This window comes from Hymenobacter daeguensis (assembly GCF_054780555.1).
In genome coordinates, this window is sequence record NZ_BAAGWC010000020.1 from 22,802 (window position 1) to 47,259 (window position 24,458).

At 63.4% G+C, this 24,458-nt stretch carries 15 protein-coding genes; 8 read left to right on the forward strand and 7 right to left on the reverse strand.

All coding sequences use genetic code 11. The features are described 5' to 3' along the window. Positions 1 to 214 precede the first annotated feature (214 nt). On the forward strand, positions 215 to 913 hold the full coding sequence (locus tag ACYVHT_RS17935) for a phosphatase PAP2-related protein (RefSeq protein WP_460555066.1): 699 nt from the start codon (positions 215 to 217) through the stop codon (positions 911 to 913). 113 nt (positions 914 to 1,026) lie between these two features. Here the strand turns inward: ACYVHT_RS17935 and ACYVHT_RS17940 are convergent, their stop codons facing one another. From ACYVHT_RS17940 to ACYVHT_RS17965, 6 genes are all read right to left on the reverse strand, one after another. Then, positions 1,027 to 2,415: a serine hydrolase domain-containing protein gene (locus ACYVHT_RS17940; protein ID WP_460555069.1), complete on the reverse strand. Its 1,389-nt coding sequence runs from the start codon at positions 2,413 to 2,415 to the stop codon at positions 1,027 to 1,029. Between the two features lie 588 nt (positions 2,416 to 3,003). Further along, complete coding sequence (locus ACYVHT_RS17945) at positions 3,004 to 3,225, reverse strand: PID-CTERM protein-sorting domain-containing protein (protein WP_460555072.1); 222 nt, start codon at positions 3,223 to 3,225, stop codon at positions 3,004 to 3,006. Between the two features lie 94 nt (positions 3,226 to 3,319). Further along, complete coding sequence (locus ACYVHT_RS17950) at positions 3,320 to 7,150, reverse strand: DUF4331 family protein (protein WP_460555075.1); 3,831 nt, start codon at positions 7,148 to 7,150, stop codon at positions 3,320 to 3,322. Between the two features lie 33 nt (positions 7,151 to 7,183). Continuing rightward, positions 7,184 to 9,019 carry a DUF4331 domain-containing protein gene (locus tag ACYVHT_RS17955; RefSeq protein WP_460555078.1) on the reverse strand — a complete coding sequence of 612 codons (1,836 nt, stop codon included), beginning with the start codon at positions 9,017 to 9,019 and terminating at the stop codon, positions 7,184 to 7,186. Positions 9,020 to 9,647: 628 nt separating this feature from the next. Further along, complete coding sequence (locus tag ACYVHT_RS17960; protein WP_460555081.1) at positions 9,648 to 10,427, reverse strand: SDR family NAD(P)-dependent oxidoreductase; 780 nt, start codon at positions 10,425 to 10,427, stop codon at positions 9,648 to 9,650. Between the two features lie 89 nt (positions 10,428 to 10,516). Then, positions 10,517 to 11,332, reverse strand: a complete 816-nt coding sequence (locus ACYVHT_RS17965; protein WP_460555083.1) for a phytanoyl-CoA dioxygenase family protein — start codon at positions 11,330 to 11,332, stop codon at positions 10,517 to 10,519. Between the two features lie 330 nt (positions 11,333 to 11,662). Here ACYVHT_RS17965 and ACYVHT_RS17970 point away from each other — a divergent pair, with 330 nt between their 5' ends. From ACYVHT_RS17970 to ACYVHT_RS17995, 6 genes are all read left to right on the forward strand, one after another. Beyond that, complete coding sequence (locus ACYVHT_RS17970) at positions 11,663 to 12,421, forward strand: energy transducer TonB (protein ID WP_460555085.1); 759 nt, start codon at positions 11,663 to 11,665, stop codon at positions 12,419 to 12,421. 159 nt (positions 12,422 to 12,580) lie between these two features. After that, the gene (locus ACYVHT_RS17975) at positions 12,581 to 13,246 is read left to right on the forward strand and encodes an energy transducer TonB (protein WP_460555088.1); all 666 of its coding nucleotides are present in this window, start codon (positions 12,581 to 12,583) and stop codon (positions 13,244 to 13,246) included. Between the two features lie 37 nt (positions 13,247 to 13,283). Further along, the gene (locus ACYVHT_RS17980) at positions 13,284 to 13,706 is read left to right on the forward strand and encodes an energy transducer TonB (RefSeq protein WP_460555091.1); all 423 of its coding nucleotides are present in this window, start codon (positions 13,284 to 13,286) and stop codon (positions 13,704 to 13,706) included. 109 nt (positions 13,707 to 13,815) lie between these two features. Then, entirely contained in the window at positions 13,816 to 15,357 is a 1,542-nt protein-coding gene (locus ACYVHT_RS17985) for a hydroxymethylglutaryl-CoA reductase (protein ID WP_460555094.1), read from the forward strand. A 45-nt stretch (positions 15,358 to 15,402) separates the two neighbouring features. After that, positions 15,403 to 16,173, forward strand: coding sequence for a hypothetical protein (locus ACYVHT_RS17990; protein WP_460555097.1), 771 nt, complete (start codon positions 15,403 to 15,405; stop codon positions 16,171 to 16,173). 126 nt (positions 16,174 to 16,299) lie between these two features. Beyond that, positions 16,300 to 17,031 carry a hypothetical protein gene (locus ACYVHT_RS17995; protein WP_460555100.1) on the forward strand — a complete coding sequence of 244 codons (732 nt, stop codon included), beginning with the start codon at positions 16,300 to 16,302 and terminating at the stop codon, positions 17,029 to 17,031. A 108-nt stretch (positions 17,032 to 17,139) separates the two neighbouring features. Here ACYVHT_RS17995 and ACYVHT_RS18000 read toward each other — a convergent pair whose 3' ends face one another. Beyond that, positions 17,140 to 18,345, reverse strand: a complete 1,206-nt coding sequence (locus tag ACYVHT_RS18000) for a homogentisate 1,2-dioxygenase (RefSeq protein ID WP_460555103.1) — start codon at positions 18,343 to 18,345, stop codon at positions 17,140 to 17,142. Between the two features lie 486 nt (positions 18,346 to 18,831). On the opposite strand from ACYVHT_RS18000, the gene ACYVHT_RS18005 reads away from it, so the two are divergent. Further along, a complete protein-coding gene (locus ACYVHT_RS18005) occupies positions 18,832 to 24,216 on the forward strand; it encodes a carbohydrate-binding protein (protein WP_460555106.1) in 5,385 nt (1,794 codons plus the stop codon). The last annotated feature ends 242 nt before the right edge of the window (positions 24,217 to 24,458 follow it).

Consider the following 24,458-nt stretch of genomic DNA (forward strand, 5'->3'; position numbering starts at 1 on the left):
ATATTTGCTTGCTCCCCACGCGCTACTGGCGGCCGGGTGGCTTCGCCAGCGCGCACATGGCACCGCCGGGCGGGCACGCCGGTAGTAGGACTGCACTGTTGGGACGGCCGGCGCTGGTGCCTCCGCGCTTGCGGGCCGCACGGCGCGGCGCGGCCAGTGGCGTATTTTTGCGCGTTGTTCCTATTGCTGATAATTATTCCACTGACGGCTTATTGTGGCTACCCTCGCTGACCAACTTGATTTATCGGCACCTGCCGCCGCTGCGGCCCCGGCCGAAACGCTGCGCTGGCCCGCCGCCTGGGCGGTGCCCGGGTTCCGCCTGCGGCTGGGCCTGATAGTACTCCTGCTATTGGGGCTCCTGCCGGTGGTGCCGGGCTTCTACCATTTCATTCAGGCGCGGCCGGGCCAGCACCTCCCCGACCCGCTGCTGGCACTGCTGCCGGTGCACGATGTATCCACACCCACGTTTGCCCTCATTTACGGGGCCATTGCCGCTACGCTGGTGTTGCTGCTGCCCCGGCCGCTGCTGCTGCTGCGGGCGCTCTGGGCGTATTATTTCCTGCAGCTGCTGCGCATTCTAACCCTGTGGCTGGTGCCGCTGGAGCCGCCTACCGACCTGATTCTGCTGAGCGACCCGGTGATGGACCGCATCTTCGAGGTGACTACTCAGCCCATCGTGCGCGACCTGTTTTTCTCGGGCCACACGGCCACCATGGTGCTGCTGCTGCTGGCGGGGCGCGGCCATGTGTGGCGCTGGGCGCTGGCCCTGATGACCGTGGCCGTGGGCCTGCTGGTGCTGGTGCAGCGCGTGCACTATTCCTACGATGTGCTGGCCGCGCCGCTTTTTGCCGGGCTGGCCTACTGGCTGGCGGGGCGGGTTGCCAACGGCTTCAAAGGTGTGCAGCCGGCCTGAGCCGTTGGGAATGAATCAAAAAGCTCAGGCATGTTGGCTTATCCGAATCCTGAAAATTTATGCCCCCTTGCCTACGCAGGATTCAACCGCGTCGGAATTCGATAAACCGCAAGCTATTTGGTTTTCACCCATTCTGCGTCTTTGCGGTCGCTAACGTAAGTTATGACCTTAAGTGACTTTTTCTGAGCGTCATACACGAAATCAAACACAACCGGTGCCTCTTTCATGTAAAAGCTATGCTCGTTTCGGGGGTAAACGCGCACCTGAGGCAGTCGGTCATTGGGATTGGTGTCTTCGATGAATAGGGAGCCCTCCTTAAAAGTGACGATTAGCTTATGGCTTGCGTCAAATGTGTACTCACCAGCATACTGCTCTAGTATGGCCTTATCCACTGCCACTGGTGCATCAACCGACTTGCCGGTCGCTACTCTGGCAACATCGTTCGTCAATACTGTCCAGTCCATGTCCTGCTCAAAGCAATTGAACAGGGCAACAATGTAAATATCTTCGCCAGGCAGGTAAATTTCGTCTGATTGAAATCCATCCGTCGAGCCAGCGTGCTCGATGGTTGTGCTGGCATCCAGTTTTCTTATATACCACCCGTAGCCATAGTCCGAATAAGTGCCATCCGAAAGGCGGTAGGGAGTGTGCGCTTTCTTGAGCAGCTTCTTGCTCAGGAGCTTACCAGCCCGAAGCGCCTGGTGCCACCTGAACAGGTCTTCCACATTCGACGCCAGGCCACCCGCCGCGTATATCGTTGTTATGTCTTGCAAATCGGCTACCTCCAACGCGTTGCCAAACCGCGAATAGCCCTGCGGCATGTTCGTCATTACCTTGTTCGCCGTTAGATATTCCGTGTGCTGCAGGCCGGCCTTATCGAACAGATTATGCTGTAGATAACTGGCATAGCTCTGTCCGGCAACCAATTCCAAAATGTATCCCAACAAGTAATAGTTGGAATTACTGTACCTGAACCTGCTTCCAGGCTTAAACTCCAGGGGTTCATTTTTGAAATAATCAACTCCCTGCTTCGGGGTGTAGCTGGTTCGCTCGGCTGCCCGATTGGCAATAGCCTGGTAGTCCTTGATGCCCGAGGTATGGGTTAGCAGATGCTCAATGGTGATGGGGTATTGCGTATGCGGATAATCTGTCACATACCGCTGAATGCTATCCTGCAAAGAGATTTTGCCAGCTTCTACCAGCTGTAGAATGGCAATGGCGGTAAACTGCTTCGTGATAGAGCCAATCCGAAAAACCATTTCCGGCCGCATCGGAGCTGCCGTTTTTACATTGGCGAGCCCGAAAGCCTTTTCGTAAGCAATAGCTCCTTTTTTACCTATCAATACCACCCCACCCGGGGCAACGGCTTCCAGGCGTGTTGCGAGCAGCCCGTCTACTGCCGTTGCCAGCGATTCAGCCGTTCCAGGCTGCTTCTGCCCATAAACCTGGGTGCTGAAGCAAATTGCACAACCGAGCGCCGGCAGAAGCTTATTCGTTGCCAAGGGAAAAAGGAAGGAAGGAGAAGGGCCGTAACGTTATACCCGTTGCCGGCACCGGGGAAAGCACGGCAATTTATTCAATACCTGCGCATTTCGCGGCCTTTTGGTGATGCTCGGCAGTGGGCACGGCACCATCCCGGCCTCGCTGCAGCAGGTGATGTTCGCCGGCAGCGGCGCGTCTGCAGCTCAGGGCCAGCATCCCGCAAGCAGGAGGCGGGGCAGGCTACGCCAGTCCGGTGCAACCCCAGAGGTCCTGCAAGTCCCACACCGGCCGTTTATTAACCGGCTGACGCAGAAACCAGGCACCTACCGGACGATACAACCCGCCTACGCTGGTCCCGAATGGCTGCTGCCGTGCGCGCCGGAAGCCACCACGTTTGCCCAAGCAGGGGAGCGGGATTTGCAATATGCTACGCGCTGGCTGGCGCGAACTGCTGCGGCTACGAGAAAGGGCAGCGGGGAGCCCACCTATCCTGCTATCTGCCAGAGATGACATAAAAAAAGCGCCAGCCTGCTGGCCAGCGCTTTTCAGTATAGACTTGGGCAAGGACAAGCCCGATTTTTGATTTATGTAACGCCTGAAGCGCCAGCCTATTTTTTGGCTTTGGCCGCCCGCAGGGCACGCAGGCGTTTCAGGCCGTAGGCGCCACCGGCGGCCAGCAGCAGCGAGGCGCCGCCGTCGATGGGCACGGGGGTGGGGTTGGTGCCAGGGCCGGGACCACCCGAGCCGGGCTGGGCCAAAGCCGAAGCAGCCGTGAACAGCACGCAGCCAACGGTGGCGTAGAGGGCGCGGAGAAGGAGCTCTTTTTTCATCGAATAGGGGTGTTTGAAAGACATTGAACCATGAAGCTGCCGGCGCAGGCGCAGGCCGGAACGCCCGACCTGCGCTGTCTCACCGATAAGCGAACTACTCTACTACCACACGCTTCACTACCGGGGCCGGGCCGCCGGTGAGGCGCAGCGAATACACCCCGGGCGCGAGGCCCGACACATCGAACTGCGACGAAGCCCCGGCGGCCGTCACCGACAGGCTGCGCTCGGTCACGAGCTGGCCCAGCTGGTTGAAGAGGCGGGCCGTGACGGCGGCGCGGCCCATCTCGGCCGGCAGCAGCAGCGTGAAGCTGGCGTGGGCCGGGTTCGGGAACAGCTGCACCATGTCGGCCAGCGCGGCCGGGGTGGTGGCCGTGGGGTTCTGGGCCGGGCCGAAGGACAGCACGAACCGCCCGGGCAGGCTGGTGGCCTGCGTAGTGAACGTGTAGGTGGGCTGCTGGCTCAGGTTGATGCGCGCCCCGGTCTGGGTATCGAGCAGGAACACCTGGGTGCTGCCGCCGAAGTTCAGCAGGTCCACCGCGTTGAGGGTGTAGGTGCCGGCGGCGGGCAGGCCGATGCTCAGGGGCACCAGCACGGGCGCAGCGGCCAGCGGCGCCAGGCCATTCACCGACAGCTCATTGCCGGGAATGATGCTGCTCAGGTTCAGGCCCGTGGAGTTGGGCAGCTTGTAGGCATCGAAGCGGCTGTCGAAGCCGGTCGTGGCCCCCTGCTCAAAATACACGGTGGTTTCGTCGATGAGCGGGCTGCTGCTCTGCAGGCGCATTCTCACCAATGGCCGCGTTTCGGTGGTGCGGCCGAAGGAGTGGGTCAGGTCAAACGCAGTAATGCGCGAAGCATTGTTAAGGGCCAGGCTGCCCGGCGTGCCCGGGGTCGTCACCCGCATAAAGAAGCCCTGCATGGCCACCACCTGCGGGTCGCCGATGCCATTGACGTAGCTGCGGTAGGTGCCCACGTACTGGCCGGTGCTCTGGTACACATACACGGCATCGTCGAGGTTGGTGCGCGTCACGCCGCCCGCCCGGCTAAAGTCCATCGGCGAGGGATAGGGGTTGCCGAGCAGCTGCCAGCCGCTCTGGGGCTGGGGGCCGCGCGTGAGGCCCGAGCGGCTCACGGCTCCGTTGTTGAGCGTCCCCGTCAGGTCCACGGTCTGGCTGGCGTTGATGTTCACGGTGTAGCCGAGCAGCACGCCCATGGGGTCGCTGGCCTGCGGCACAAAGAAGCCCTGGTCGAAAGCCGCTACCGTGTTGGCGCTGCTGGTCACGCGCTGCTCATTGTAGCCGAAGATGTTCGGGAAAGGCGTCGCCGCATTGCCCACCGTGTTATAGTTCTGGTTGAAGATGGGCGAGAAGCCCGGCGTGTTGTTGCCAATATCGGCCAGCGTGGTATTGCTCACCGGCGAGCTATAGTGCCGGTAGCCCAGGCCGGGGTTGATGTTCCCGCTGATGGCCCGCTGCATGGTGGCCGGGCCGTTCACAAAGCCGTTGGTGTTCACCACCAGCGCCGTGCCGGCGGTGGCATCCGAGAGCAGGGTCAGCATTTGCGAGCTGCTGGTGTTCAGGTTGCCGTTGGTCAGGGCCACGGTCTGCGTCACGCTCACGCCGCCGTTGTTCACCGTCAGGCCGGCGGCGTTGTTCACCGTCAGGCTGCGGATGCGGCTGGGCAGGCCCGTGCCCGTCAGCTGGGCTTCGCTGCCAATGTACTCGTAGCTGGCATCGTTGGCATAGGTGCGCGTGCCGGTGAGCTGAATAGCGCCGGTAGCGCCCGTGGCGGCAATGCCGTCGGGGTTGCAGATGCGCAGCGTAGCACCGGGCATCAGCAGGAAGCTGCCGGGGCCGGTGATGGGCAGGCAGCTGGTGGCCAGCACGCCCTGCGTGCTCAGCACGCCGCCAAACTGCACGGTGAGGGTGCCGTTCACCTGCACGGGGCCATTGAAGGAGGCCACGCCGTTGCTGGTGATGGTCACGTTGTTATAGGTGCCGGCATCCACGCCGGTGGTGGTGCTCACCGTCAGGTCCGGATAGGTGATGGTGTTGGTGGGGCCGCTGGCCGAGCCGGTGCCGCGCCAGGGCGTTTGCAGATAAGGGAAGGTGGCGAGGAACGTGGTGTCGTTGGCCTCCACGCCGCTCGTGAAGGCGAGCTGGCCGCCCAGCGCCGGGGTCACCGGCGAAGTGCTGGTAGGCGTGAAGTCATCGTACCACAGCCCGATGGCGGCCAGCACGAGGCCACCGGCCGCTTTCAGCTCAATCTGGTCCACGGCGTCTTCCAGCCGGCGGCCGTTGGGAAAGCCGTCCATGTTCGGGATGCTTTGCAGCGCGGCCGAGGTGTTGAAGCGCGGGTCCGTGAGGCCCAGCTTGGCGGCAGCCAGCAGGCCCTGGTTGCTGAAATCGGGCGAGGTGCGGGGCGTGGCGGGCACGGCCATGTTCAGGCGCAGCATGTCGCCGCCCGGGTTGGTGCGTCCCGTTGCCGTGAGGGGCAGGAAGTTGTTGATGAAGGGCTTGCCGGCGCTAAGCGGATTCACGGCGGCGCTGCCGGCGGCCAGCGGCGTTTTGCCGGTAGCCAGCTGATAAGGAATCAGGTTGGGCACGCCGGTATGGAAAATCGGCTTGATGTCCACCGAGCGTGGCTTGCCCGCCACCAGCAGGTAGGGCCCGAAAGCGCCGGGCGCCAGCGCCGTACTCGCCACCGCCGACGAGCCGGCCAGCCCCGAAAGGCCCGCCGCCCCGTTGCGGAAGTCGAAGCCCGAAGTCGGGAAACCCGGCTGCCCGGCCAGCGACTTGGTCTGCACCCGCAGGGCATTCAGCGCAGGCACCGCCTCGCCGTAATAAGTAGCGGCCACGGTTTTGGGCGCGGCCGGCGCTACCGGCGTGTTGTCGGCCATGTAGAGGTCCACCTCGGGGTTAGAGAGGTAGTCGTCGGTAATGGCGGCTTCGGTATAAGGCGTGGCAGCGTTCCAGGCATCTTTGCCGCCAATGGGGTTAATCACCTCGTTGGTGAGCGGCATGCCCAGGCGCGACACCTGCACATAGCCGCCGCTGGCGCCTTCGCCCGTGGCGCTGCTGAACGTGCGCAGCTGCGGCCGGCTGGCCGAGGCCCACACCCCAATCACGTAGTTGGGGTCCAGAATATTGGCCGCGGCCGATACCGGCTGCCCCGTTTTCTGCAGCGTGGCAATGGGAATGCTCAGCGCAATGGTGTGGCAGTTCTTGCGAGAGAGGCCGTCGGTGGCGCTGCCGGGCCGCAGGCCGGCCAGGTCGAAAATAGCGCCCAGGTCGGCGAAGAACGGGTCGTCGGCCGGGCCGCAGTAAATCTGCTCGCCGCCGCCGCCGGTGGCGTTGGTAATGGCCGCCGTGCGCAGGCTCTCGTAGTTGGGAGCCCCCAGTCCGGCTCCGCCCTCAATGGAGCGCGGGCCGATGTTGTTGGGCGGCACCGTACCGTTGGTGACGATGGTGGAGAACGTAGCGCCGCCGTCGGTGCTTTTCTCGCAGGTATAGGTGGTTTTCAGGTTTTGCGCATTCAGCCGAATGTTGAAAAACGTGCTCGGGTCCTGGTTGGTGCGTGTGAAGGTGAAGCGGTAGGTGATGTTGTCGCCGGGCGTGGAGCCGTCGTTTTTCACGTGCACTTCGTAGCGAATGCCTTCCCCGAACGTCGAGTAGTTTGGCCCGCCGTGGGGCAGCTCGAAGGGAATGTAGTTGGCCAGAATGGTCACCCGGTTGGGGTCGTTCGGCGACACGAAGGCGTACAGGTCGGTGTTGTCGGCCAGCGGGTCTTCGGAAATCAGCGGCGCCTCGCGGTGCGAGGAAGCCTCCAGGGGAGTGTGCCGCACCTGGCCCCACAAGGCCAGCCCGACGGCTGCCGTGGCTGCCACCGCCGGCAGCATCACGAATTTACGTAAACGTATAAAAGTCATTGGTTTCGGACGATTCAGAGTTGAAAGATTGAGTTAGCGCTTCACCACGAAGCCTTCCCAGGGAGCCGCCACGTACGGGAACGTGGTGCTGAACGGCAGGTCGTTGTGCTCCACTCCGGTCGAGAAGTTGAGCACCCCTTTCAGGCGCGGCGTGACCGGCGAGGTGCTGCTGGGCGTGTAGTCGTCGTACCACAGGCCGATGGCGGCCAGCGCGGCCCCACTCACGGCCTGCAACTCAATTTTTACGACATCGTCTTCCAACCGGCGGCCGTTGGGAAAGCCGTCCATGTTGGGAATATTCTGGAGGGCCGTGCTGCCATTAAAGCGCGAGTCCGTGAGGCCCAGCACCGCCGCCGCGATGATGCCTTCATTGCTGAAATCGGGCGAGGTGCGGGGCGTGGCGGGCACCGCCATGTTCAGCCGCAGCATGTCGCCGCCCGGGTTCGAGCCGCTCAATGGCAGGAAGTTGTTGATGAACGGCTTGCCGGCGGCCAATGGATTGCCGCCCTTGCCCGTGGCCAGCTGGTAGGGAATGAGGTTGGGCACCCCGGTATGGAAAATCGGCTTGATGTCCACCGAGCGCGGCTTGCCCGCCACCAGCAGGTAAGGCCCGAAAGCGCCGGGCGCCAGTGCCGTGCCGGCCACCGCCGAGCTACCGGCCAGGCCCGAAAGCCCCGCCGCTCCGTTGCGGAAATCGAAACCTGCCGGCGGCAGGCCGGGCTGTCCGGCCAGCGACCTGGTCTGGATGCGCAGGGCGTTCAGCGCGGGCACCGCTTCGCCGTAGTAGGTGGCGGGCACGGTTTTGGGCGCGGCCGGGGCCACCGGCACGTTGTCGGCCATGTACAGGCCCAGCTCAGGATTGGAGAGGTAGTCGTCGGTAATAGCGGCCTCGGCGTAAGGGGTGGTGCGGTTCCAGGCATCCTTGCTGCCAATGGGGTTGATGGCCTCGTTGGTGAGCGGCATGCCCAGGCGCGACACCTGCACGTAAGTCGTGTTCACGCCGGTGGGGCCGCCGGTGGCGCTCAGGGTGCGCACGGTGGGCCGGCTGGCCGAGGCCCACACCCCAATCACGTAGTTGGGGTCCAGAATATTGGCCGCGGCCGATACCGGCTGGCCGTTCTTCTGCAGCGTGGCAATGGGAATGGAAAGCGCAATGGAGTGTACGTTGTACTTGCTCAGCCCATCACGCGCGCCCTGGTTCACCCGGAAGCCGGCCAAGTCGAACGTGGCCCCCAGGTCCACAAAAAACGGGTCGTCCGACGGCCCGCAGAAGATTTGTTCGCCGCCGCCGCCCGTGGCATTGGTCACCGCGTTCTGGCGCAGCGTGGCGTAGGGCAGCGGCTGGTTGAGGCCGGCGGCCCCGTTGATGGAGCGCGGCCCGATGTTGTAGACCGGCACCGGGCCATTGGAAACGATTGGGGTGAAGGCCCCGCCAGCCACGCTTTTCTCGCAGGTGTAGGTGGTTTTCAGGTTTTGCGCTCCCAGGCGCACGTTGAAAAACGTGCTCGGGTCCTGGTTGGTGCGCGTGAAGGTGAAGCGGTAGGTGATGTCGTCGCCCGTTGTCGCGCTGTTGTTTTTCACGTGCACCTCGTAGCGAATGTTCTCGCCGAAGGTGTAGTAGTTCGGTCCGCCCTGGGGCAGCTGAAACGGGATGTAGTTGGCTATCAGCACCACGCGGTTGGGGTCGTTCGGCGACACGAAGGCGTACACGTCGGTGTTGTCGGCCATCGGGTCGTCGGCAATCATCGGCGCCTCGCGGTGGCTACTGGCTTCCAGCGGCGTGTGGCGGGTGGCGCTCCATACCGAGAGCCCCGTGACGGCACAGACCCCGAACATCCAGTGCAAGGGCTTGCTTAAAAGGTTTTTCATAAGGTACGATGAATGAAAAGAGTGAAAAAAAGGACGTTAAAACCGAAGAGCAAAACCAATAACCACTGACTATCAATAAATTAGCCAATACACCAGAAGCCACAAACCGGCATTCGGACATATTGGCGAACAATAGAGCAGGCTAACAATAAGAATAGCAGGCCGCGCAGGCGGCATAGCGCTTCAGGTGCTTACCGAAGGCAGCCGGCCCCTGAACAGCCGGCTGGATGTGCCTGCAATCGCAGGCAATGACCAGAGTCGCAACGCTGACCGGACCAGGGACTAAAGGCCTCCAGCCGAGTCGATTATTTAATAAAACGGGCAAAGAGCCGTTGGAAGTAATCCGTAGTAAAGCCCTACGTGGATATTGACCTTCTTGGATTCAGCAGAAAATATATTTTGCATTAAATAATTATTTTCCTGCCTTTGCAGGTTAAAAAGCGGCCATTCAACCACTAAAGTTGTTAAGAAGACGGACGCTGGCATTGGGCAGATGGCCGGGCGGAGAGGTCGGCCTGAGCAGCTTCTCCCGTCTGACCGGCTGCCGGCCAGCAAAAAAGGGCTGCTCCCACGGGAGCAGCCCTTTTTTGCTGGCCGGGATGGCCTGTTTCCGTCAGCGAGCGAGCGGCTAGAGGTATTTTTCGTAAATGCCGGCAGCGATTTTCTCTACAATGCCCTTGGGCACAATGCTAGTAAGCCCGGCCGATACCTTGTTGAGCACGCCGGGCACTATTTCGGCCTCGCCGGCGAGCAGGCCGGCCACGGCGGTCTGGGCCACGGCCTCGGGCGTCATCGATACTTTGTTGGCGGTGGCTTGCAGCTCAGCGCCCATGCCGGCGCGGTCGGTGAAGCCGGTGGTCGTAGCGCCGGGGCTCAGGCACGTCACCGAAATATTACTGCCTTTCAGCTCGTAGCGCAGGCCCCGGCTGAAGCTCAGCAAAAATGCCTTGCTGGCCGCGTAGAGCGACAGCGAGGGCACCGCTTGGTAGGCCGCCGTGCTCGACACGTTCAGAATGTAGGCTTTGGGCACCTTGTGCAGGGCCGGCAGCAGGGCGTGCGTGAGGGCCACGGGCAGGCTCATGTTGAGCTGCATCATGTTCTGCTGCTCGGCCAGGCCCAGCTGCTCGAAACGGCCCCACAGGCCGTAGCCGGCGTTGTTGACCAGCACGGCCAGCTGGTCGGTTTGCTGGGTGGCCCAGGCGGCCACGGTTTCGGCGGCCTCGGGCGCGGCCAGGTCCAGGGCCAGCACGCGGGCCTGGTGCTGGTACCTGGCCCCAATTTCCTGGGCCAGGGCGGTGAGCTGGTCTTCGGACCGGGCCACCAGCAGCAGGTCGTAGCCGCGCTGGGCCAGTTGGAGGGCAATGGCGCGGCCAATGCCGCGCGAGGCGCCGGTTACGAGGGCGTACATAGTGTCGATGAGTGAATGGGCGAATGGCTGAATGGGGGCATCGGGGTGATTGATTCACCCATTCAGCCACTCGCCCATTCACCCATTGATTATTTAACCAAATGCAAAAAGCGCAGGTAAAACGGCGTGGGGCTGTCCTGGCTCTTGGGCTGGTACTTGCCCGAGATGATGGGCACGTACATCACGCGGCGGCGGCTGGCCTCGCCGATGAGCGGCGACTGCGCCACGCGGTGCCACATGCGGCCGTCGTGCACGGTGAGGTCGCCGGGCTCGGTTTCGATGGCCATTTCGTTGGGGTCGTAGTACACGTCCTTGTAGTATTTCTTGCGAAACAGCATCTTGTGCAGGCCCTGGCGGTGGGTGCCGGGAATCACGCGCAGGCCGCCGTTGGTGGCCTTGGTGCCGTCGAGGTGCAGGCCCACGTTGAGCATGGGCCCGATGCGCTTGCCGTAGAACACGTCGCGCAGCGAGTCGGTGTGCCAGCCCATCTGGCTGAACTCGGAGCCGGGCACGTTCACGTAATGATTGACCACGAGGCCGTCTTTCTCATTCTCTCCCACGCGGCCGCCTTCGGCTTCGAGCAGCGGAAACAGGGCCTTGAATCGCTCGTCCTGCAGCAGCTCGTGCAGCACCGGATGGTGCTGAGAAGCAAAGGCAAAGCGCTGCACAATGGGGGCGCCGTCCACGTCCTTGCCGTACTTGATGGGCACGCCGTTCACTTTTTCCACCCCCTCGGCCAGCCACCTGGCCTGCACTTCCTGGGTGGCTTTCAGAATCTGGGCGACTTGCTCGGGCGAGGCAAAGGGGCGAAAATGGAGGAAGCCGTATTTAGCAAAAAAAGCTCGTTGCTCGGCGGTGAGGCTACTGCCGAGCGTGAAGCGAGGATAGTCAGCGGATAAGGACATAGCAGAAATTTGGCGGCCGGCGGGGTGTGCCCGGCGACACACAAAGGTAATACGCCCGGCGCGGCCCCTGCCTTTTGGGGCCGGGCACCGCGCTGGCGCGGGGGCTATAACAGCGCCGACGCGCGCGGGTTTTTTAATGAAGCAAATACGCGCGGCCCGGGTGAACAGATTGTGAATTTGGCTTCATCATCGCCGACGTTTTTCACCGCCGATTACTTTACTCCGGCCAGCAGACGGCGGTAGAATTCCCTGTGCATACTTTTCCCGCCGGGGGCGACGTTGCCACATAGTCCCTGCCCGATTTTCATCTTTTCACCCCGCCCGCCCGCCATGCTGCTACAGCTACCTGTCTTCAATGCCCTGCTTGCGCCCTGCCCGGTAAGTGCGGCGGCTTTCACTGCCCACGAGCAAGGGTTGTATTGCGGCCACTGCCAGCGCGTAGTGCAGGACTTCAGCCGGTCTGAAAACCCCGTGGCCGACCTGGCTGCCGCCCGCGCCGCCGCGCCCGATGGCCGGGTGTGCGGCAGCTTCCGCAGGGAGCAGGTGGTGGCCCCGCCCGCTCCAATGTTGTCGCGCCGGCTGCGCTGGTTCCTCATGGCGCTGGTGCTGGTGGTGGGCCAGGGCCTCACGGCGCGCGAGGCGCTGGCGCAGGTGCGGCGGGCAGTGCTGGCGCATTTGCGGTCGGCCGCTATGCCTGTTAAAAGCGAGGCCATTGCAGTGCCGGAGGAAAAAGACTTGGCCACACCGGCTCCGATGGCCGAGCCGGCTTTTCTGGGATTCATGGTTGGTACGATGCCGACTTTCCGGGGTGGCGGCAGCCGGGCCATCGTTGCCTACATTCAAAAACAAGTGGTTTGGCCGCAGCACAATGGCAAAATGGTGAATGCGCAGGGCCGGCTGTTCGCCAGCTTCACCGTGGGAGCTGATGGCAAAGTGCACGATGCCAAAATTGTCAAGACTTTCAATCCGCTTTTCAACGAGCCGGTGCTGAAAGTGCTTCGTGAAATGCGCGGATTTACACCGGGAATGGAAAATGGCAAACCCACCGCCATCAGCATGACTGTACCCGTCAGCTTCAGCCTGAAATAGCGTTTACTCCGCCCCACTATGCTGCTTAATTTACCCACCTTCCATGCCACGCTCAACCCTTGCCCGGTGAGCCCGGCCACCTTCGCCCCGCACGCCGACGGTGGATTCTGCAGCCGCTGCCAGCGCGTAGTGCATGATTTCAGCCGGTCCGAAAACCCCGTGGCCGACCTGGCTGCCGCCCGCGCCGCCGCGCCCGATGGCCGGGTGTGCGGCACCTTTCGGCGCGAGCAGGTGGTGGCCCTGCCTGCCCCGGCCTTGTCGCGACGGCTACGCTGGTTCGTTGTGGCGCTGGTGCTGGTGGTGGGCCAGGGCCTCACGGCGCACGAGGCGCTGGCGCAGGTGCGCAAGCCGGTGCCACATAAGACGACTGCGACTCACAAAAAGCAGGTGCCTACAGTGAAAAAAAAGTCAGTAAAGCTGCCATCAACGATATATGAGGGGCAGGAAATGCTCGGCGGAGATATAGCTCCTCTGGAAGTTGCTGAACCGGTGCAACCAAACAGCAACAGCGTGTATACCTACGCGGAGCAGATGCCCGAACTACCTGGCGGCGGCGGCCAAGCGGCAATAGTGAGATACATCCAGCAACGGGTGCGGTATCCTCAAGCACTTAAAAATGGAATGGAAGGCCGCGTATACGCCAGCTTCGTCGTGGACAAGAACGGGCAGGTGCGCGACGCCAGGATTGTGAAAGGCCTGGACCCGCTTCTGGACGCCGAAACCTTGCGTGTCATTCAGGCCCTGCCAACCTTCACTCCTGGCCGGCAGGGCGGCGAAGCAGTTCCGGTCAGCTTTACCGTACCGGTTACTTATCGGATAGAATAACCCGAGGCTTTGTCTGGGTTCCCCATCTTGCTAACCAATGAAATACTTGTGGCTGATACTGCTTGCCGGTGCCCTGGCTACCGGCCCGGCATGCGAACGGGCGTTCGAAGCCGCGGCTGAGTCGACCGCCCCAGCGGCCGAAGTCTATACCTACGTAGAAGAAATGCCCCAACTGCCTGGCGGTGGCGGCAACGCGGCAATCTGTGCGGCCATCCAGAAAAGCATTCATATTCCACCCTTTCAAGGCGACTTTCCGCAGGGAAGCCGGGTGATGGTCGAATTTACGGTACCGGAGTCTGGGGAAGTACGGGATGTTTACATCATCCAAAGCATTGATAGCCGAATCGATTCCGAAGTGGTAAGGGCAGTAAAGGCATTGCCCCGCTTACTGCCTGGTCGCCAGCAAGGCCGGGCAGTAAGCGTGAAATACACGATGCCTATTACCTTTCACTGGCAATAGCATTGCGTCGGATAGTTGGCGATTTCGACCAAAAATTCCCACCTTCACCGCCGCACACCTCATCCAACGCATTTCCCCACCCGCACCGATGGTCTTCACCCCCAGCCCCATGCTTCTCAAGCTGCTCTACACCCGTGGCAGCCTGCACAACCTGCCCGACCACAAGGGCGTGGCCTTCAGCATCAAAAACCGGCTCGACACCGTGAAGGTGACCGGTTTTCGGCAGGTGCAGATTGGCGATTTGGTGATTCCGGCCGAGAAAATCCAGGTGGATTTGGGCAACGGCGAGCGGCGGCCGGCCACCGAAATCAACGCCGACGCGCAGGCCATTGAGCTGCCCGTGGGCCGCACCCTGCTGATAGTGCTCGACGTGCCGCCGCTGGCCGAGGGCATTCACGCCGTGCAGGCCTGGTTTTCGACCGATGCCTTCGGCGACCTGCACGTGGAGGTGGAAGATGCCATTGTGGGCGCGGCCATGCACAAGCCGCGCATTCCGCGCTCCGACGAGGACGACTATTCCGAAGCCGCCATTGCGGCCCGCCAGCGCTTCGCCGAGCAGTTTTCGGGCAAGGAGTTTACCCACCTCAAGCACTACTCCTTCGATGCCCACCAGCTGCAGGGCAACTGCGAGCATTTCATGGGCGTGGCCCAGATTCCGGTGGGCCTGGCCGGACCGCTCACCGTGCACGGCGAGCACGCGCAGGGCGATTTTCTGATTCCGATGGCCACCACCGAGGGCACCCTCGTGGCCAGCTACAACCGCGGCATGCAGGTGCTCAACCTGTGCGGCGGCGTGAAGTGCACCGTCATCGGCGATGCCATGCAGCGGGCTCCGGTATTCGTGTTTGATGATGCGCGCGGGGCGCGGGACTTCGGGCTGTGGGTGGAGGAGAATATCGACCAGATTCGGCCGCAGGCCGAAAGCACGTCCAGCGTGGCGAAGCTGCAGTACATCGATACCTACCTCAGCAACAAATTCGCCTACCTGCGCTTCAATTTCAGCACCGGCGACGCGGCCGGACAGAACATGGTGGGCCGCGCCACCTTCGCGGCCTGCTCCTGGATTCTGGAAAACTACAAGGGCCCGAAAATCGAGCACTTCTACCTCGAATCGAACTTCGCCACCGACAAAAAAGCCAGCCAAATCAACGTGATGCGCACCCGGGGCAAGCGCGTGGTGGCCGAGGCCGTGGTGAAGCGCGACGTGCTGATGCAGCGCATGCGCGTGACGCCCGAGCAGCTGGCTTACCACGGCCAGGTGAGCAACGTGGGGGCTTTCATCTCGGGGGCCAACAACAACGGCGCGCACTCAGCCAACGGCATCACGGCCCTGTTCATTGCCACCGGGCAGGACGTGGCCAACGTGAGCGAGTCGTCGGCCGGCATTCTGTACTCGGAAGTGACCCGGGAGGGCGACCTCTACATCAGCATCACCATCCCCTCGCTCATCGTGGCCACGCACGGCGGCGGCACCGGCCTGGCCACCCAAAACGAGTGCCTGCAAATGCTGGGCTGCGTGGGCCGGGGCACGGTGCGCAAGTTTGCCGAGATAGTGGCCGGCGTGGTGCTGGCCGGCGAGCTAAGCCTGGGGGCCGCCATCTCGTCGTCGGACTGGGTGAGCAGCCACGAGCAGTACGGCCGCAACCGGTAACATTCCTTTCCCTGAGTTAGCTATCAATTTCCCTTTCCTTCCAACATGACTCTATCTGCAAAACCCCTGCTTTCGCTTGCGGCGGCGCTGCTGCTGACTACCTCAGCGGCCAAGGCCCAGATGCAATCCGGCCGCGACGTAATTGACCTGAGCATGGACATTTACCAGCGCGCCAACTCGCCCGACGCGCTGGCCAAGATGCGCAAAGACCTGGTGAATGCCCCCGAAGCCTACCTGGTGAGCATGGACCAGCCGGGCACCCTGGTGCTGATGGACAAGCGCCGGATACGCGTGCCGGCCCTGAAGTTCAACGTGGCCCTGCACCTGCTCGAAGCCCGCGACTCGACCGGCAGCCACGTGTGGCCGCCCGGCAGCCTCGACGGCTTCTACATGGGCCGGGGCGATGATGCCCGCCACTTCCGCAGCCTGATGGTGCGCGTGGGCAGTACCAAAATGGATTTTGTGGAAGTGCTGACACCCAACGACAACAGCCCCCTGATACTGGGCCTGCAACACCGCTACCTGCACGAAGACGCGCAGCTCGACCCCATTCTGCGCACCGAAACCAAGGCCGCCCGCACCGAAATCGGGCAGGTAATTGTGGCGGGTCCAAACCCGGCAACGCAATCGAAGGAGCCGCTGCGGGAGCTGTCGCTCAACGAAAAAAGCGTGACCCGACTGTTTGTGCCCTTCGCCGCCGATGTGCAGGCCTACGCCGCCAAGCAGCACCTTAGCTACACCACCCTGCCCGATGTACTGCACCTGGTAGAATACTTCAACCGCCACTCGCCGGCCCCGGCGGCTCCCGGCAAGTAGGTGTTCATCGGGCTGCGCGGCTGGCGCGCCGGGACTGGCACAGTGCTTGGTAATGACCGTGAGCCGAAGGGTTTATCGTATTTTTGCCCCCCGGTTTCTGTCCGATTTTTATTTCGAATTACATTAGTGAAACTCTTCCGCTATTTAGTTGGCCTTTCCCTGGCAGCCAGCGCCATGAGTGCCCGCGCCCAGTCTTCACACGACCTCGCCGAGGCCCGCACCCTCTACCGCCAGGCCAATACCAACCCCAACATGGCCACGCTCCGCGCCGGCCTGGCCAAGCAAACCAGCGGCTTCTTTGGCGATGCCGCGATGCAGCCGGGCGCGCTGCGCACCTTCGATGGCCGCTACCGCCCCGTGCCGGGCCTGCGCTACCACGCCGGCCTGCGCCTCGTCGAAGCCCAGGACTCGATTGAGCTGGATTCCACGCACCTCTGGCCGGTGGGCAGCCTGCGCGGCTTCGACCTGGGCGAGCCCGGCGGCAAGGGGGCGGCCGCCCCGCGCCGCTTCCGCCCGCGCCTGGTGAAGGAGGGCAGCGTGGGCACGCGCAACGAGTTTGTGGAGGTGCTCACTGCCGTCGATGCCGGGCCGCTGGTGCTGGCCTGGCTGTACTCGTCGGGAGCCGATGCCGCCGCCGGCCGGCTCTCGCTCGCGCCGGTGCTGCTGGTGGGGGCCGGCAACGAGCCCACCGAACCCCTGCGCCCGCTGGATTTGAACCAGTCGGCCGTGCTCCGCCTCTTCGGCAAGCGCGACGACGACATGAGGAAATTTGCCGAAGCCCAGCACCTGCAGTACGACCAGCCCGCCGATGTAGCGCGCCTCATCGACCACTACAATCGCGTGGCGGTGGTGAAGTAGTAAATGAGCAATTGAGTGACTGCGTAAAGGAGTAAAGTGGTTGTTCAACGGCGCAAATCGCATCGTTGAACAACCACTTTACGCCTTTACGCAGTTACCATTTTACCGCTAGTCCATCATATCGGCCGACTTGGGCGGGTCGGGCACGAAGCCGGGGTTCCAGCTCATGGGGTAGCGGCCGTCCACGTAGGGCAGGGCGGCTTCGGTGAGGTAGAGCGGGCGGAAGGTGTCGACCATTACGGCCAGCTCGTGGGTTTCCTTTTTGCCGAGGCTGGCCTCCACGGTGCCGGGGTGCGGGCCGTGCGGCAGCCCGGTGGGGTGCCAGGTGAAGGACGCCAAATCGACGCCTTTGCGCGACATGAAATTGCCGGCCACGTAGTACAGCACCTCGTCGGAATCGACGTTGGCGTGGTTGTAGGGCGCCGGAATGCTGAGCGGGTGGTAGTCGAACAAACGCGGCACGAAGGAGCAGATGACGTAGTTGTGCCCCTCAAACGTCTGGTGCACGGGCGGCGGCTGGTGCAGCCGCCCGGTGATGGGCTCGAAATCGTGGATGCTGAAGGCGTAGGGATAGAAATACCCGTCCCAGCCCACCACGTCGAAGGGGCAGTGGGCGTAGGTCAGCTCGTGCAGCAGGCCCTCTTTCTTGACGTGTACCATGTAGTCGCCCTCGGGCTGGTCGTGGGGCAGCAGCTCGCTCGGCGGGCGGATGTCTCGCTCGCAGTAGGGCGAGTGCTCCAGCAGCTGGCCGAAGTGGTTGCGGTAGCGCCGCACGGTTTCGACGGGGCTGAACGACTCCACAATCATCAGCCGCACCGGGCCTTCCTCGAAGTGGAGCTGGTGAATGACGGTGCGGGGCACCACCACGTAGTCGCCGGGCTCGAAGGCCACTTTGCCCATCTGGCTCCACAGCTCGCCCCGGCCTTCGTGCACGAAAATCACCTCGTCGGCCTGGGCGTTTTTGTAGTAGTAGTCCATCCGCTTCTCCGTGGGGTTGCAGATGCTCATGGTCACGTCGGCGTTGCCGAGCAACGTTTGGCGGGCGGCCAGGTAGTCGCCGCCGGTGCTGGTCTGGGCCAGCGTGCGCAGGTGCTCGGGCTGGAGCGGGCGGTCTTTCAGCAGCTTGGGGGCGTAGGGTTTGGGCGTGCCGACGTGCTTAATCTGGGTGGGCGGGTGCACGTGGTACAGCAGCGACGACACGCCGTGAAACCCTTGCGTGCCCACCAGCTGCTCCGAGTACAGGGAGCCGTCGGGCTGGCGGAACTGGGTGTGGCGCTTGCGCGGAATCTGGCCGAGGCGGTGGTAATAAGCCATAGTTCTGGGTGGGGGAAATGGAGGAGTGAAGGTAAGAACGAGTGCCGGGAAATGTTGGGCCCCGTCTGTCATCCTGAGCGGCGCGAACGACCTTCTCATGCCTGTATTGGTTGGATTACGGCGAACCGCACAGCCGTGAGAAGGTCCTTCGCGCCGCTCAGGATGACAGAATTGAGTTGAATCTACCGCAAACGTTTTCGTAGATAAATCCGGTAGCCGGCTAGCTTTTAGGCGAAGCCGGCCAATACCTTTAGTGGCTTGTTCGCCCCATCTGGCCGGTTTCTGCCCGGCCGTGCTGCCCAATCCGTGCCCGCGCCGGGCCCCTTGTGCCCGGCGACTGGCTGAAGCTGGCTTTGCCGGTTTCAGCCCCTCATTTTCCGGCTGCTGCCTGCCTCCGATGCTTTTCGGCGGGCCCTGCCCGGTGTGCCCGCTGCGCTGGCGAAGCGGCCCTTACTCGCTCTGATTCAACCAACCCAATTCCCACCAATGAAGAGACTACTATCGTTTCTCGTGCTTAGCTGGCTGGCGCTTGGTGCCAGCCGTGGCCAGGCCATTTCGCCCTACCTCGCCGGCCAGAATGCCTGGCTGCCCACCGCCCTGGGCTCGCAGGTATACAACGGGCTGCTCGACCGGCTGTGGCCGGTGGTGCGGCAGTCGAAGGTGAAGATGATTCGCATCGGCGGCAACGGCGTGAATTCCAACCTGGTAACAAATGCGCAATACATTGCCCTGATTGACTCTATCCGGCGCATCGGGGCCGAGCCGATGGTGCAGGTTTCGGAAGGACGCGGGCGGTTCACGGCGGCGCAGGCGGCCCAGGTGGTGCAGTACGTCAACCTTACGATGGGCCGGAACATCCGCTACTGGATTATTGGCAACGAGCCCGACCTCAACAACTCCTCGCACCCCAACCCGGTGGGCGCGGCGGGCACGGCGGCTTACATCAAAGCCTTTGCCTCAGCCATGAAGGCCGTGGACCCCACTATTCTGACCGTGGGGCCGGAGAATGCCACCTACACCAGCGGCTACTTCCCCTCGCTGGTGGGCGGGGCCAACGACATCACCGGCACCGATGCCAACGGGCGCTATTACATCGATGTGCTGTCGTTCCACTCCTACCCGTTCAGCGGCACCCAGACGCGGGCCAGCGTGACCGGCGCGGCCCAGACGCTCACCAACAACGTAACCGCCCTGCTGGCCCTGATGGCCAACGCCAACGCCCTGCACAACCGCACCGGCACCAATGCCCTGCGCTGGGCCCTCACCGAATTCAACATCGACTACGCCAACCCCACCGCCAATACCGTGGAGGGCGTGGGCGTGCATTCGTTTCTAAACGGCCAGTACTGGGCCGAAGTATTCGGCGTGGGCATGAAATACGAGGCGGTGTCGATGCAGCCGTGGTCGGTGCATGAGGGAGGCGGCAACCGCAGCACCGGCGACCTGGGCTACCTGGACGGCAGCAGCGTGGCTACCATCAAGCCCCGCTCGGCCTTCTGGCACGAGATGCTGGTGGCGGAAAACCTGCACGGCACCAACCTCAACGCCACCGACAACCAGAGCCTGGTGAAAGTGCTCAGCAGCACCGACAACGGCACCACGGCCGTAATGGTGCTGAACGAGAGCGACGTGACGGACTACGACTTCACGGTGCAGTTGGACGGGAGCACGGTGCCCGGCGCGGCGGCGCTGAAAATCAACGTGCCGGCCGGCATCAATAACTTCTACAACGACAGGATTTACGCGCAGTCGACGCTGGTTTTGCTGTTTAACAGCCAGGGGGCGCTGACGCGCAAAATCGTGTATTCGCTGCAGCACGCGCAGCAGACGCTGCCGCCCACTTACCTCAACCCCGGCCAGACTTTCACGCTGGCCAACTTCACGAGCGACAAAAGCTTTACCTGCACCGCGCCGGAGGCGGTGACGTACGCGGCCACGGTGCTGGGCGAGTTCACGTCGATAAGCTGGAATTTCGGGGCGGGCGCCACGCCGGCCACCGGCACCGGCAAAAACCCGCCGGCCGTGACCTACGCCACCGCCGGCAACCCCACCGTGACCATGACGTTGGTGAACGCCGACACGACCATCGTGGTGAGCAAATCGACGGTGCAGGTGAGCGCCTGCGTGCGCACGCCCTACTCCGGCACGGCCGCCGTGATTCCGGGCGTGATAAAAGCCACGGAATACGACAACGGCGGTCAGGGCGTGGCTTATAACGACTCGGACGTAGCCAACCGCGGCGCGGCGGCCGACCCCACCGTGCCCCGTCCGACGGAAGGCGTGGACACCGAAAACGGCGACGGCGGCTACACCAACGTGGGCTACTCGGCCACCGGCGAGTGGCTGAAATACACCGTGAACGTGCTACGCACCGGCCTCTACCGCGTGACGGTGCGGGTATCGACGGGGGCGACGTCGACGGGCTCGCTGCGGCTGAGTGTGAACGACGTGGACCGCACCGGCGTGGTGACGGTGCCCAGCACGGGCGGCTTCGGCACTTACCAGGATTTGGTGATTAACAATGTGTACCTGGAAGCCTCGCCCAATGCCACGCTCAAGTTCGACATCGTGAGCGCCAGCCTCAACTTCTCGAAGCTGACGTTTGTGGAGCAGCCCCTCACGGGCATCGTAGTGAACCGCATGTACAACGGCAGCTCGACGTCGGACGGCTCGACCGATGCCGTGGAGCTGCTCGTCACGCAGGACCACCTCGACATTCGCGGGCTGATTGTGAAGGACTTCGAGAGCAACCTGACGCTGGACAACGGCGGCAAGATTCAGTTCAGGGACAATGCGCTGTGGAAGGATTTGCGCATTGGCACCACCATCGTGCTGCGGCGGCTGGCCTCGGGCATCACCGGCTACGCCACGGATACCGACGCCTCGGATTTCACCATCGACCTGCTGATGGAGAACACCACCTACCTGGCCGATTTGTCGAACACGGGCCAGAACTTCAACCTCACCAACACCGACATGGTGCTGCTGAAAACCGGCGCGGCCAGCGGCATCGACAACCCGGTGCACGCCCTGGTGTCGAACAACGGCAGCGCCAGCGCCCTCTACACCGGCCTGACCGGGCCGAAGCTGGTCTTCAACGCCGTGCTGAACACGGGCGCCTTCCTCTACCCGCTGAACCCGGCCCAGAGCACGGCCGACTACAACGGCACCAGCGTGGCCGCCAGCACCAGCACCGCCCGCAACTGGGGCTACGGCTTCGGCACGCCCAACATTTCGTACATCAACACCTTGCGCGGGCTGGCCGTCACGCCGCCTTCCATTGTAGTGAACCGGATTTACAACGGCTCGAACGACGGCACCGGCAACCTCGACGCCGTGGAGCTGCTGGTGGTGCAGGACCACCTCGACATGCGCGGCATGATTGTGAAGGACTTCGAAACCAACGGCACGGCGGATAATGGCGGCAAGTACCAGTTTGCCAACACGGCCTTCTGGGCCGATGTGCGCAGCGGCACCACCGTTGTGCTGCGCCAGCTGGCCGGCCCCGCCGGCTACGCGCCCGACTACGATGCCTCCGATTTTACGCTGGATATGCTGCTGGGCAGCCCCACCTACCTCACCAACGTGGGCGGCAACAGCATCTTCAACATCACGCAGTACGACATGGTGATGGTGAAAGCGGCTGGCTCGCCGGCGGCGGGCGTGACCGGGGCTATCCATACGTTTGCCACGCGGCTGGCACTGGGCGGCTCGGTGGCGGCCGGCACCACGGCCACCTACACGGCCGCGCCCAACTACAAGCTGGCCGCGCCTAACCTGGACAACGGCGGCAGCCCCAGCAAGTTTGTGTACCCGCTGAACCCCACCCAGACCCTGGCCGACTACAACGGCGCCGGCAAAGCCGATGCCTCGGGCAGCACGGCCCTGAACTGGGGCTACGGTTTCGGCCAGCCCAACATCGACTACATCCAGAGCCTGCGCAACGCCGTGACCGGCCCCGACCTGGTGGTAGCCAGCGGCCAGCGCCTGACGGCCGGCGGCCGCTACCGCAGCATTACGGTGCAGGCCGGCGGCACGCTCACGCTGCTCGGCACCACCACCGTGGATAGCGCAGTGGTGGCGCAGTCGGGCGGCGTGCTCATCAGCAACTGCCAGACGCTGGGCGGCGCGGGCAGCTTCGAAGTGCAGGCCGGGGCCGAGCTGCGCATCTGCGACCCGGCCGGCATCAGCGTCAGCGGCGCTGCCGGGGCCATTCGGGTGAGCGGCACGCGCACCTTCGACGACGACGCTTCTTATACCTACAACGGCACGGCGGCTCAGGTTACCGGCGCGGGCCTGCCCGCCCAGGTGCGCAACCTGACGGTGAACAACGCCCTCGGCCTCAGCCTGAGCCAGGGCGTGAGCGTGGCGCAAGTGGCCCGCCTGCAAAGCGGCAACCTCGCCACCAGCGGGCAGTCGTTCACCCTCCTTTCCTCGGCCGATGGCACGGCGCTGGTGGACAACAGCGGCGGCGTGGTGACGGGCAGCGGCACCATGCAGCGCGCCGTGACCGGCGGCGCAACCGGCCCGGCTTACCGCCAGTTCAGCTCGCCGGTGGCCGGCGCGGACTTCAGCAGCCTGAGCACGACGGGCTTCACGCCCACTTTCAACACAGCGTACAATGGCAGTGCCACGCCCGGCGCGGTGTTCCCGTTCCCCACGGTGTTTGGCTACGACGAAAGCCGCTTGGCCACGGCCACCTCGAACTACAGCGCGTTTGACAAGGGCTGGTTTTCACCGGCTTCCGCTTCGGATGTGATGCAGCCCAACCGGGGCTACACCGTGAACGCGCCCGCCGCCACGGTGGCCTTCACCGGCACCTTCAACAACGCTGCGCAGAACTCCGGCGCCCTCAACCGGGGTGCCGACGCCGACGCCGGCTGGCAGCTGCTGGGCAACCCCTACCCCGCCCCGCTCGACTGGAGCACCGTGACGCCCGCCCAGCGCCCCGGCATGGACGCCGCCATGTACGTGTACCAGAGCACCGGCCAATACGCCGGCACCTACCGCAGCTACGCCAACGGCATCGGCACTTCGCCGCTGATTGTGGCCGGCTCGGGCTACTTCGCCCGGGTGAGCACCGCCGGCACACCCGGCGCGGTGAACCTCACCAACGCCAACCGCGTCACCACCTTCGGCCCGCAGCCGGTTTTCGGGCGCGGCACCGCCGATGCGCGGCCCCAGCTGCACCTCACGCTACGCAACGCCAGCCTGAGCGACGACGCTTTCCTGTACCTGGAAGCCGGGGCCAGCGCTGGTTTCGAGCCTTCTTTCGATGCCGCCAAGCTCCCCAACCCGGCCGGCCTGGATTTGGCCATGTTGAGCGGAAACACCGCTTTGGCTATCAATGGCCTGGCTCCACTGGGTACAGCCGAGGTAATGATTCCACTGGCCCTGCGGGTGCCGCAGGCGGGCAGCTTCACGTTTGAAGTGGCCGATGTAGCCAACTTCGGCACCGCCACGGTGTACCTGCGCGATGCCGCCACTGGCAGCCAGCAACAGCTGACGGTGGGCAGCCGCTATACGTTCACACTGGCCGCCGCCACGGCGGGCACGGGCCGCTTCAGCGTGGTGCTGCGCCCGGCCACCGTGACGGCTACGAAAGCGGAGCTGAACGCCGCTTCGGTGAGCATCTACCCCAACCCGGCGCACGGCCGCTTCACGGTGCTGCTGCCGCCGCTGGCAGGCCAGCGCGAGGTGCGCGCCACGCTGTTCAACGCATTGGGCCAGGCGGTGCTTTCGCGCACCATTGCGCTGACGGCGGCCGGCGCTACGGCCGAAATCCCAACGCAAGCGCTGGCAGCCGGCGTGTACACGCTGCGCGTGCAGGCGGATAATCAATTGCTCATCAAGCGCATAGCAATTGAGTAAGCCGTAGTTTTTTCGGGCCTGGATGAGTTGTGCCGTTGGTAGAATAAGCCGCCATTTTCACGAATGGTGGTTCTGCCAACGGCATTGCTGCGTAGGGGCGGGGCTTGCCCTCGCCCGAATCGTTGGTTCGATTACAGCCGACTGCTCATGCGACGGGCGGGGGCAAGCCCCGCCCCTACAACTACTTCCGGACATATCTACTGGTGTCTCGCCACGGAGCTACCCGCCTTTTCATTGCCCAT

What these genes read in the sequence shown, in the direction of transcription:
- ACYVHT_RS17965 (WP_460555083.1), bottom strand. Translation starts at nt 11,332, where the DNA reads ATGTCCTTATCCGCTGACTATCCTCGCTTCACGCTCGGCAGTAGCCTC.
- ACYVHT_RS17990 (WP_460555097.1), top strand. Translation starts at nt 15,403, where the DNA reads ATGACTCTATCTGCAAAACCCCTGCTTTCGCTTGCGGCGGCGCTGCTG.
- ACYVHT_RS17955 (WP_460555078.1), bottom strand. Translation starts at nt 9,019, where the DNA reads ATGAAAAACCTTTTAAGCAAGCCCTTGCACTGGATGTTCGGGGTCTGT.
- ACYVHT_RS17960 (WP_460555081.1), bottom strand. Translation starts at nt 10,427, where the DNA reads ATGTACGCCCTCGTAACCGGCGCCTCGCGCGGCATTGGCCGCGCCATT.
- ACYVHT_RS18000 (WP_460555103.1), bottom strand. Translation starts at nt 18,345, where the DNA reads ATGGCTTATTACCACCGCCTCGGCCAGATTCCGCGCAAGCGCCACACC.
- ACYVHT_RS17985 (WP_460555094.1), top strand. Translation starts at nt 13,816, where the DNA reads ATGCTTCTCAAGCTGCTCTACACCCGTGGCAGCCTGCACAACCTGCCC.
- ACYVHT_RS17950 (WP_460555075.1), bottom strand. Translation starts at nt 7,150, where the DNA reads ATGACTTTTATACGTTTACGTAAATTCGTGATGCTGCCGGCGGTGGCA.
- ACYVHT_RS18005 (WP_460555106.1), top strand. Translation starts at nt 18,832, where the DNA reads ATGAAGAGACTACTATCGTTTCTCGTGCTTAGCTGGCTGGCGCTTGGT.
- ACYVHT_RS17945 (WP_460555072.1), bottom strand. Translation starts at nt 3,225, where the DNA reads ATGAAAAAAGAGCTCCTTCTCCGCGCCCTCTACGCCACCGTTGGCTGC.
- ACYVHT_RS17970 (WP_460555085.1), top strand. Translation starts at nt 11,663, where the DNA reads ATGCTGCTACAGCTACCTGTCTTCAATGCCCTGCTTGCGCCCTGCCCG.
- ACYVHT_RS17980 (WP_460555091.1), top strand. Translation starts at nt 13,284, where the DNA reads ATGAAATACTTGTGGCTGATACTGCTTGCCGGTGCCCTGGCTACCGGC.